This is a genomic window from Streptomyces sp. NPDC000151, assembly GCF_040301705.1.
GTDB lineage: Bacteria > Actinomycetota > Actinomycetes > Streptomycetales > Streptomycetaceae > Streptomyces.
The window spans coordinates 1-9,374 of sequence record NZ_JBEPFC010000216.1; the positions used below are offsets into that span (position 1 = coordinate 1).

11 protein-coding genes are annotated in these 9,374 nt (G+C 71.4%); 7 read left to right on the forward strand and 4 right to left on the reverse strand.

The window, feature by feature from the left end; genetic code table 11:
* Positions 1–287, forward strand: a 287-nt coding sequence (locus ABT381_RS33670) for a serine hydrolase (protein WP_351601188.1), incomplete at its 5' end; no start/stop codon positions are given.
* A 36-nt stretch (positions 288–323) separates the two neighbouring features.
* Here the strand turns inward: ABT381_RS33670 and ABT381_RS33675 are convergent.
* Positions 324–545: a hypothetical protein gene (locus ABT381_RS33675; protein ID WP_351601191.1), complete on the reverse strand. Its 222-nt coding sequence runs from the start codon at positions 543–545 to the stop codon at positions 324–326.
* 73 nt (positions 546–618) lie between these two features.
* Here ABT381_RS33675 and map point away from each other — a divergent pair, with 73 nt between their 5' ends.
* Positions 619–1,476 carry a type I methionyl aminopeptidase gene (gene map, locus ABT381_RS33680; protein ID WP_351601194.1) on the forward strand — a complete coding sequence of 286 codons (858 nt, stop codon included), beginning with the start codon at positions 619–621 and terminating at the stop codon, positions 1,474–1,476.
* 115 nt (positions 1,477–1,591) lie between these two features.
* Positions 1,592–2,281, forward strand: coding sequence for a biliverdin-producing heme oxygenase (locus tag ABT381_RS33685; protein WP_351601197.1), 690 nt, complete (start codon positions 1,592–1,594; stop codon positions 2,279–2,281).
* A 206-nt stretch (positions 2,282–2,487) separates the two neighbouring features.
* Here ABT381_RS33685 and ABT381_RS33690 read toward each other — a convergent pair whose 3' ends face one another.
* Positions 2,488–3,165, reverse strand: coding sequence for a PhzF family phenazine biosynthesis protein (locus ABT381_RS33690; RefSeq protein WP_351601200.1), 678 nt, complete (start codon positions 3,163–3,165; stop codon positions 2,488–2,490).
* A 258-nt stretch (positions 3,166–3,423) separates the two neighbouring features.
* Here ABT381_RS33690 and efeO point away from each other — a divergent pair, with 258 nt between their 5' ends.
* From efeO to ABT381_RS33710, 4 genes are read left to right on the forward strand one after another with little or no spacing between them, the layout of a single operon-like run.
* Positions 3,424–4,563, forward strand: coding sequence for an iron uptake system protein EfeO (gene efeO / locus ABT381_RS33695; RefSeq protein ID WP_351601203.1), 1,140 nt, complete (start codon positions 3,424–3,426; stop codon positions 4,561–4,563).
* Between the two features lie 9 nt (positions 4,564–4,572).
* Positions 4,573–5,880, forward strand: coding sequence for an iron uptake transporter deferrochelatase/peroxidase subunit (gene efeB, locus ABT381_RS33700; RefSeq protein ID WP_351601206.1), 1,308 nt, complete (start codon positions 4,573–4,575; stop codon positions 5,878–5,880).
* Between the two features lie 28 nt (positions 5,881–5,908).
* The gene (gene efeU, locus ABT381_RS33705) at positions 5,909–6,904 is read left to right on the forward strand and encodes an iron uptake transporter permease EfeU (protein WP_351601209.1); all 996 of its coding nucleotides are present in this window, start codon (positions 5,909–5,911) and stop codon (positions 6,902–6,904) included.
* Complete coding sequence (locus ABT381_RS33710; RefSeq protein ID WP_467754192.1) at positions 6,813–7,742, forward strand: SCO2278 family lipoprotein; 930 nt, start codon at positions 6,813–6,815, stop codon at positions 7,740–7,742. The genes efeU and ABT381_RS33710 overlap by 92 nt, the downstream gene beginning before the upstream one ends.
* A gap of 3 nt (positions 7,743–7,745) precedes the next feature.
* On the opposite strand, the gene ABT381_RS33715 is transcribed toward ABT381_RS33710, so the two are convergent.
* Positions 7,746–8,492 (reverse strand): bifunctional DNA primase/polymerase, encoded by a 747-nt coding sequence (locus tag ABT381_RS33715; RefSeq protein WP_351601215.1) that lies wholly within the window; start codon positions 8,490–8,492, stop codon positions 7,746–7,748.
* Between the two features lie 181 nt (positions 8,493–8,673).
* Positions 8,674–9,374 (reverse strand): small ribosomal subunit Rsm22 family protein (locus ABT381_RS33720; protein WP_351601218.1); only part of this gene is annotated, 701 nt, incomplete at its 5' end.

The window sequence follows — 9,374 nt, forward strand, 5'->3', positions numbered from 1 at the left end:
GCGGCCCCGTGCTGCGCCCGGAGACGGTCGCGCTGATGCTCGCGCCGCCGGGCCTGGGCTTCCGCGTCGCGCAGCCCGGCTTCATGGGCGAACTGGCCGCAAACGGCGCCGCCGGGCACACCGGCTTCACGGGGACGAGCCTGGTGCTCGACCCGGTAACGGACACATTCCTCGTGCTGCTCACGAACGCGGTGCACCCGCGCCGGGGCGGCGAGCCGGTGCCGCGGGCGCGGCTGGCCACGTGTCTGGCGCGGGCCGCGGCCGGATCGATCCCGTCCGGCACGTGAAAACCGGGGGGACGCTCCGCAGGTCAGCGCCGCGACTCAGGACGTCCCGCCGCTCGCGTCGTTCCACCGGGGGTCCTCACGCCACTCCGCCTCCCGCTCGCGGGCCGTCTCCATCGCGTGCGCGGCCTCCTCGCGGCTGCCGTACGGACCCATCCGGTCGGCCGCCCGGCACTCCGGGCCCTCCTCGACCGTGCCGTGCTTGAGGCAGTAGTACCACTCGCCGGGCTTCCCTGCCGTCTTCCGCCTGAACAGTGCCATCCCGGCCTCCTCCGCAAGTGGGCGCCTTGCCTGACGCCATCCTGCCCGATGGCTCGCGGATACACTCGCTGGCATGTCTGGCCAGTCTCTTCTTGTCCCGGGGACCATCTCCCCCAAGCGCCCCGTCCCCGCTGCCATCCCGCGCCCCGAGTACGTCGGCAAGGACGCGCCGACCCCGTACACGGGTCCCGAGGTGCAGGACGCCGACACCATCGAGCGGATGCGCATCGCGGGCCGGATCGCGGCCCAGGCGATGGAGGAGGCGGCCAAGCTCATCGAGCCGGGCGTGACCACCGATGAGCTGGACCGCGTCGCGCACGAGTACATGTGCGACCACGGCGCCTACCCCTCCACGCTCGGCTACCGCGGCTTCCCCAAGTCGCTGTGCTCCTCGCTCAACGAGGTCATCTGCCACGGGATCCCCGACTCCACCGTCCTGCAGGACGGCGACATCGTGAACCTCGACGTCACCGCGTTCATCCACGGCGTGCACGGTGACAACAACGCCACCTACCTCTGCGGCAACGTCGACGAGGAGTCCAAGCTCCTGGTCGAGCGGACCCGCGAGTCGCTGAACCGCGCCATCAAGGCCGTGAAGCCGGGCCGGCAGATCAACATCATCGGCCGGGTCATCGAGTCCTACGCCAAGCGCTTCGGCTACGGCGTCGTCCGCGACTTCACCGGACACGGCGTGAACACGTCCTTCCACTCCGGCCTGATCGTGCCGCACTACGACAGCCCGCACCACACGACCGAGATCAAGCCCGGCATGACCTTCACGATCGAGCCGATGCTGACGCTGGGCACGCACGAGTACGACATGTGGGAGGACGGCTGGACGGTGGTGACGAAGGACCGCAAGCGCACCGCGCAGTTCGAGCACACCCTCGTCGTCACGGAGACCGGCGCGGAGATCCTCACGCTTCCCTGAGTACGAGGGCGGGTACAGGTTTACCGACAGGGCGTCGGGAACCGGTTGACTTAGGTAAGCCTAAGTTGCCACAATCGGTTCCCGGCCGCTACCGCTCGGTCCCCGGAGGCCCGCCTTGGACGCGCACAGCCCCGCCCTCTCCACGCCGTTCTCCACACTGATCCGTACGGCGTCCCGAGAAGCGCACACCGAGGTGCAGCACACCTCCTTCATGGACGACATGCTCGGCGGCCGGCTCGGCGTCGCCGCCTACCGCCGCTACACCGAGCAGCTGTGGTGCGTCTACCGCGCCCTGGAGGAGACCGCGGAGGCGCTCGCCGCCGACCCGGTCGCCGGCCCCTTCCTCCGGCCCGAGCTGACCCGCAAGCCCGAGCTGGAGCGCGACCTCGCGTACTTGGGCGGGGCGGGGTGGCGCGGCGCGCTCCGGCCGCTGCCCGCCACGGAAACGTACGCGGCACGGATCGCCGAGTGCGCCCGCGAGTGGCCGGCCGGCTATGTCGCCCACCACTACACCCGCTACCTCGGCGACCTCTCCGGCGGTCAGATCGTCCGCGGCACGGCCGAGCAGGCCTGGGGCTTCGCGCGCAAGGGCGACGGCGTCCGCTTCTACGTCTTCGAGGACATCGGCAATCCCGCCGCTTTCAAGCGCGAGTACCGCGCGCTGCTGGACGCGCTGCCCGTGGACGACCTGGAGAAGCAGCGGGTGGTCGAGGAGTGCAGGCGCGCCTATGCGCTGAACGTCGCGGTCCTGCGCGAGCTGGACGCGGAGTTCTCCGGAGGCGGCGCGAGCCCGCTGAGCGCGTGAGCCCGCGTACGGCGGCCAGGGCGCGTCTTTCGGATCATCCCGGGGCCGCGACTCCCCCAGCTACCGCTGGGAGGTGCCCCCAGGCACGGCACCTCGCGGCGTTGTCGCAATGCCCACGTACAACCCGGTACGCGGGCAATGCTCCGCCTTGCGATCCACCGCACCAGACGCCGCGACCTGATCCGGGCTGATCCAAAAGACACGCCCTAGCCGAGCCGCCGTACGTCGCTCAGGGCGACCCGGCCGCCGACCTCGATCAGGTCTCCTGGCCGGGGCCGGGTGAGGATCTGCGAGCCGCGCCCCTGCCGCACGTCCAGCGCCCGGCCCAGCTCGTGCGTGAGCTGCAGGGCCGCGGCCCCGGTCGCCTCGTCCTCGTCGATGTTGTCGCCCCGGCGCGGAAACCCCCGCGTTCGCACCCGCCCCGCCGTCTCGTCCTCCCACGCCCACGCGTACAGCCAGCCCTCGCCCGGCGGCGGCGCGGGCAGCGCGTCCACCTCGGCGACCGAGCCGTACTGCCGGGGCGTGCGTCCCGTCGCCCACTGTGCGCGGCCCCGTACCCAGGTGAGCTCCCCGTCGTGGCGCACGGGCACGTCACCGGCCGACGGTCGCAGCACGTCCACCGGCGCCCCGAGGTGCCGCAGCAGCCAGGCCGTGCCGACCAGCGGGTGCCCGGCGAACGGCAGCCGCGCCGTCGGCGTGTAGATGTCGACCGCGCCGAGCCCGGCGTCGTCGACGAACACCGTCTCGCTGAAGCCCAGTTCCCGGGCGAGCGCCTGCCGCGCGTCTTGCCCGGGCACGGCCGCCCCGTCCCGTACGATCCCCAGCGGATTCCCGCCCTCGCCGCCCGGCCCGCAGAACACCCGCACCACATGCAGTTCAGTCATGGGGCCATTCAAGAGGGGTGAGAGATCATCAGCGCCACTGGCCCTTACCTTGACCAGTGCATTGCCAAGTCATTGCCTAGTGCAGGGTGGCCTGTTATGGCCTCGTTGTCCGTGAGAGAGGGATCACTGGACAGTTGGTTTGTCTTCAGGTAAGCCTCAGATAACTTAGGTGCGCCTTAGTAGAACTGAGCCGAAGACCGACGGCGCCGGATCCGTCCCCCCTCGTCCGAGCGCCGCCCGAACCAGCCTGGAGCCTTCATGCGAGCCCTCCGCTCCGCAACCGCTGCCGCGATCACCGTGGCCGCCGCACTGACCGCAACAGCGTGCACCGCCAAGAGCGAGCTGTCGGGCGACGCCGGGAAGGCCGGCGCCGTGGCGGTGACCGCGTCCGACAACGCGTGCGAGGTGTCGAAGAAGGAGCTCCCGGCCGGGCACGTGAAGCTCGCGGTCGAGAACAAGGGCAGCAAGGTCACCGAGGTGTACGTCTACGCGCCCGGCGACCGCATCGTCACCGAGCGGGAGAACATCGGCCCGGGCACCAGGGCCGCCATCACCGCCGAGGTGAAGGCCGGTTCGTACGAGATCGCCTGCAAGCCCGGCATGAAGGGCGCCGGCATCCGGCAGAAGATCACCGTGACCGGCAAGGGCGCCGCGGCGAAGCGGGACCCGAAGCTGGACGCGGCGGTGGCCGAGTACCGCAAGTACGTGCAGCAGCAGGCCGACGAGACGCTGCCGAAGGCGAAGAAGTTCGCCGAGGCCGTCAAGGACGGCGACCTGGCGGCCGCGAAGAAGGCGTACGCGCCCTCCCGCGTCGGCTGGGAGCGCACCGAGCCGGTCGCGGAGTCCTTCGGTGACATCGACCCCAAGGTCGACGTGCGCGAGGACGGTCTGGAGGACGGCCAGAAGTGGACCGGCTGGCACAAGCTGGAGGAGTCCCTGTGGAAGACCAAGAAGATCTCCGCGGGCGACAAGAAGCTGGCCGATCAGCTGATCAAGGATCTCGAGGACTGGCAGCAGCGGGTCGGTAAGGCGGAGATCACCCCCACCAGCATGGCCAACGGCGCCAAGGAGCTGCTGGACGAGGTCTACACCGGCAAGGTCACCGGCGAGGAAGAGCGCTACAGCCACACCGACCTGGTCGACTTCGAGGGCAACGTCGAGGGCGCGCGCAAGGCGTACGAGCTGCTGAAGCCGGTCGCCAAGAAGAACGACCCGGCGCTGGTCAAGGAGCTGGACAGGCAGTTCGAGGCGATCGGGAAGCAGCTGGACGAGTACCGCGAGGGCGACGGCTTCGTCTCGTACGACACCGTCTCCAAGAGCGACCGCAAGACGCTGTCGGACGGCGTCAGCGCGCTGGCCGAGCCGCTGTCGAAGCTCGCCGCCGCCGTCGCCCAGTAGGAGGGCCCCATGGCAGTCGAATCCGATGACCTGACGCGGACCGCCGAGGACGGGACGGACGCGGCAGCGCGTACCCCCTCCCGCCGCGCGCTGATCGGCTGGGGCGGTGCCGGGCTCGCGCTCGGCGCGGTCGCGGCCGGCGGCACGGCCGCCGCGCTGAACACCGGCGGCGAGGCCGCGCCCGCCGCCGACGGCACCGGTGCCGCCGTCCCGTTCCACGGCACGCACCAGGCAGGCATCGCCACCGCCGTCCAGGACCGCCTGCACTTCGCCGCGTTCGACGTCACCACCGACGACCGGGAAGCGCTGATCGACCTCCTCAAGGAGTGGACGGCCGCCGCCGCGAAGATGACGGCGGGCCGGCCGGTCGGCGAGGGCGCGGTCGGCGGGCTCGCCGAGGCGCCGCCGGACGACACCGGCGAGGCGCTGGACCTCAAGCCCTCCCGGCTCACCCTGACCTTCGGCATCGGGCCCACGCTCTTCGAGAAGAAGGGCGAGGACCGCTTCGGGATCAAGGGCCGGCGGCCCGAGGCGCTGATCGATCTGCCGAAGTTCCCCGGCGACAACCTGGAGGCCGCCCGCAGCGGCGGCGACCTGTGCGTCCAGGCGTGCGCGGATGACCCGCAGGTCGCCGTGCACGCGATCCGCAACCTCGCCCGCATCGGCTTCGGCAAGGTCGCCGTGCGCTGGTCGCAGCTGGGCTTCGGTAAGACCTCCTCCACGACGCCGGACGCGCACACCCCGCGCAACATGTTCGGCTTCAAGGACGGCACCCGGAACATCGCCGGCAGCGACTCCGCGGCGCTCGACAAGCACGTATGGGTGGGCGAGCAGGACGAGAAGGGGGCCGGCGGCTGGATGGCCGGCGGCTCGTACCTCGTCGCGCGCCGCATCCGGATGCACATCGAGACCTGGGACCGCACCTCGCTCCAGGAGCAGGAGGGCGTCTTCGGGCGCAGCAAGGGCGAGGGCGCCCCGGCCGGCCGCCGGAAGGAGTTCGACGCGCCGCACCTGAAGTCCATGCTGCCGACCGCGCACGTGCGGCTCGCGCACCCCGACGCCAACGGCGGCATCCGCATCCTGCGCCGCGGCTACTCCTTCACCGACGGCACGGACGGCCTGGGCCGGCTGGACGCGGGGCTGTTCTTCCTCGCGTACCAGCGGGACGTGCGGGACGGCTTCGTGCCGCTGCAGAAGAACCTGGCGCGCCATGACGCGCTCAACGAATACATCCAGCACGTGGGTTCGGCGGTCTTCGCGGTCCCGCCGGGCGTCCGCGGCAAGGACGACTGGTGGGGCCGGGCGCTGTTCGCCTGACTTCTATCGGAAATGAGAGGGAACCGACGTGTTCGGTAACTATCTGATCGGCCTGCGCGAAGGGCTGGAGGCCAGCCTGGTCGTCTGCATCCTCGTCGCTTACTTGGTCAAGACCGGCCGCCGCGAGGCGCTGAAGCCCATCTGGCTCGGCATCGGCGTCGCGGTACTGCTCGCGCTCGTCTTCGGCTTCGCGCTCCAATTCGGCTCGCAGACGCTGACGTTCGAGGCACAGGAGGCGCTCGGCGGCTCGCTGTCGATCATCGCGGTGGGCCTGGTGACATGGATGGTCTTCTGGATGCGCCGCACCGCGCGGCACATGAAGGCCGAGCTGCACGGCAAGCTGGACGCGGCGCTCGCGATGGGCACCTTCGCCCTCGTGGTCACCGCCTTCCTCGCGGTGGGCCGCGAGGGCCTGGAGACCGCGCTGTTCGTCTGGGCGGCCGTGCAGGCGAGTTCGGACGGTACGCCCCGGCCGCTCATCGGCGTGGTGCTCGGCCTGCTCACCGCCGTGCTGCTGGGCTGGCTGTTCTACCGCGGCGCGGTGCGGATCAACCTCGCGAAGTTCTTCACCTGGACCGGCGGGATGCTCGTCGTGGTCGCCGCCGGCGTCCTCGCGTACGGCGTCCACGACCTGCAGGAGGCCCGCTTCCTCCCGGGCCTGGGCAGCAAGGCGTTCGACATCAGCGAGCAGATCCCCGCGGACAGCTGGTACGGCACACTGCTGAAGGGCGTCTTCAACTTCCAGCCCGACCCGACAGTTGTCCAGGTCGTGGTCTGGTGCCTCTACCTGATCCCCACGCTCCTCTTCTTCTTCGCCCCCGGTAGGGTTGCGCAGAATCGAGCCACCCCGGCGGCCGCAGAGTCCGCCCCGGTCGCCCAGAAGGAGCCCGAGCCCCATGACACGCAGGTCGCCGTTCCGGGTGCCCGTCGCGATGATGACCGCGAGCGCGGCACTGCTGACGCTGAGCGGGTGCATGACGGTGCACGGCGAACGGGAGAAGATCCCGGCACTGTCCAAGGCTGAGGCCGGCAAGGTCCTGAAGCAGTTCGTCGCCGGGTACAACGAGGCCAACACGACCCATGACCCGGCGGTGACCGCCACGTACGAGACGGGCGCCCTGCAGGACATCGACGAGGCCGTCATCAAGACCGACCGCCGGCTGGGCACGGGCTTCCAGCCGCTGGAACTGCGCGACCCGGAGTTCGTCATCCCGAAGATGGCGGGCTGGCCGAAGTTCTTCCTCGCCAACACGGTCAGCAACCGCAAGAACAGCCGCTGGACCCTGGCCTTCACCCGCAGCGGCCCGCAGGAGAAGTGGAAGGCCGCCTACCTTCTGCCGCTGAGTGCGGGTGCGGTGCCGGAGTTCGCCACCGACGCCGACGGCTACGCCGAAGCGGTACCGGCCGGCAAGGGGTCCGCCGGCCTGACGGTCGACCCGGGCAAGCTGGGCAGGACGTACGCGAGGTACCTCAAGACCGGCGAGGGCGACACCTTCGCGCCCGGGCCGTACACCGACCGCTTGCGGCAGCAGCGCGCGGCCGTCGCCAAGCAGCCGGGCCGGCGCATCGACACCATCGACCAGGCGTACAAGTTCCCGGCGATGGCGCTGCGCACCAAGGACGGCGGCGCGCTGGCCTTCTTCGCGACGCACCACTTCCAGCACAAGACGCTGTCCCCGGGCAGCACGATCAACATCACGCCCGAGGTCGAGGCGGTGCTGGACGGGCCGAAGGAGAAGACCAACAAGATGACCTTCACGACCGTCTCCGAACAGGTCGTGAAGGTGCCGGCCGAGGACGACGGCGGCCGGGTGGTCTTCCTCACCCGGCTGCTGCGGCAAACGGCCGCCAAGGCCGGATAGCGGTCAGCGGCCGATCGGCCAGGCCGCCGACTCGTGCTCGTTGTCCTCGCGCGCGAACGCGGCGCAGGCGTCGGTCAGCGCCTCCAGGAGGGTGAGCGGGTCCGGCAGCGGGCGCTCCGGGCCGCGCAGCCAGGTCACCGGGGGCTGGTCGCCGGGCAGCCGGGAGGGCGGCAGCAGGACATAGCTGCCGCGGCAGTGCCAGCGCAGCCCGGGGTGCTCGTCCATGGTCTCGGGGTGGCAGTCCAGCTCGCAGGGCCACCACTCGTCCTCGTCGTCCGGGGTGCCGCGGGTGGCCGTGAAGAACAGCATCCGGCCCTCCCGGGGCCCGGCGCCGCTCAGCACGACCGGGCCGACCTCCACGCCCTCGGCGTCCAGCCGCGCCAGCGCGTTGCGGCCCGCTGCGAGGGGTACGTCCAGCGCGTCGTGGGCGATGCCGGTGGCGGTGATGAAATTGGCCTGCGGGTGTTTCCGCAGCCACTGGGTGACCTTCTCGGGGTCGGTCGTGGCGACGGTCTGCCAGCCGAACGAGATGGGGTGCCGGCCGGGGGTCGGACAGCCGATGCGCTCACAGGAACAGCCGTAGCCGGAGGGGTGCGCCGCCGGGGCCAGCGGGAAACCCGCTTCGGCCGCTGCCAGCAGCAGGTCCTCGCGGCCGCCCTGGGCCGCGGATGATCCCGTGTCCGTATCGACGCCGTCCGAACCGCTCCTCGGCCGGCGCAGCCACTGGGAGAACCTGCTCTTGCGTTCCATCTATCCCCTCACTTCGAGCGGTGGTCTGGGATCAATGCTGCCACCATCCTCCTCCTTGGGTGACCGGAGCGGAGATTCGGGGTGTACGGGACGCGTTGTACGAGGGCGCATCAGGGGCGCATAGGGGGCGCAGGCTGGACCCCGTGCGCGCCCTTTCACCTCGGAAGCGCCGGGATCCGGCCTACGCCTCGCCCGGCCGCTCGTTGTCCGGCTGCTCCTCGCCCGGCACGGTGCCGCCCCAGGAGGCATCCCGCGCGGCGCGGTAGACGGCCCCCTGCCGCTTGGTGACCGTACGGCGTTGCAGGCCGTCCTCCGCCGTGCACACGTCCAGCAGCACCTGGCCCTTGCGCAGCAGCGGCTTGCGCACGATGCGGGCCGGGGCCGGGCGGGCGTCGACACGGGTCGCCGCGACGTACGCGAACTTCTCGTCCTCGTACGGCAGCGATCCGCCCTTCACCTGGCGGTGCAGCGAGGAGCGGTTCACCCGGGCCGCGAAATGGCACCAGTCCTCGCCCGGGACGATCGGGCAGGCCGCGCTGTGCGGGCACGGCGCGACGACCCGCAGCCCGGCCGCCACCAGCTGCTCGCGGGCCGCGCGGATGCGCGCGTACCCGTCCGGGGTGCCCGGCTCGATCAGTACGGCCGTCCGGGCCCGGGCCGCCGCCGCGACGACCGCGTCCCGGTCGGCGCCGGTCAGCTCGCCGAGCACGTACGAGACGGTGACCAGGTCGGTGTCCTCGGGGACGGTCAGCCCTTCGCCGATCACCTGGCGCTGCCAGCGGGTGCCGGGGAGCGTCCCGGCGGCCAGCTCGCGGCCGAGCGCGAGGGCCGGCTCGGCCCAGTCCAGCACGGTCGTGCGCAGCTCCGGCCAGACGTCGGCCG

Coding starts and splice junctions, on each gene's coding strand:
- ABT381_RS33675 (WP_351601191.1), bottom strand. CDS start 545: ATGGCACTGTTCAGGCGGAAGACGGCAGGGAAGCCCGGCGAGTGGTAC.
- map (WP_351601194.1), top strand. CDS start 619: ATGTCTGGCCAGTCTCTTCTTGTCCCGGGGACCATCTCCCCCAAGCGC.
- ABT381_RS33690 (WP_351601200.1), bottom strand. CDS start 3,165: ATGACTGAACTGCATGTGGTGCGGGTGTTCTGCGGGCCGGGCGGCGAG.
- efeO (WP_351601203.1), top strand. CDS start 3,424: ATGCGAGCCCTCCGCTCCGCAACCGCTGCCGCGATCACCGTGGCCGCC.
- efeB (WP_351601206.1), top strand. CDS start 4,573: ATGGCAGTCGAATCCGATGACCTGACGCGGACCGCCGAGGACGGGACG.
- ABT381_RS33710 (WP_467754192.1), top strand. CDS start 6,813: ATGATGACCGCGAGCGCGGCACTGCTGACGCTGAGCGGGTGCATGACG.
- ABT381_RS33715 (WP_351601215.1), bottom strand. CDS start 8,492: ATGGAACGCAAGAGCAGGTTCTCCCAGTGGCTGCGCCGGCCGAGGAGC.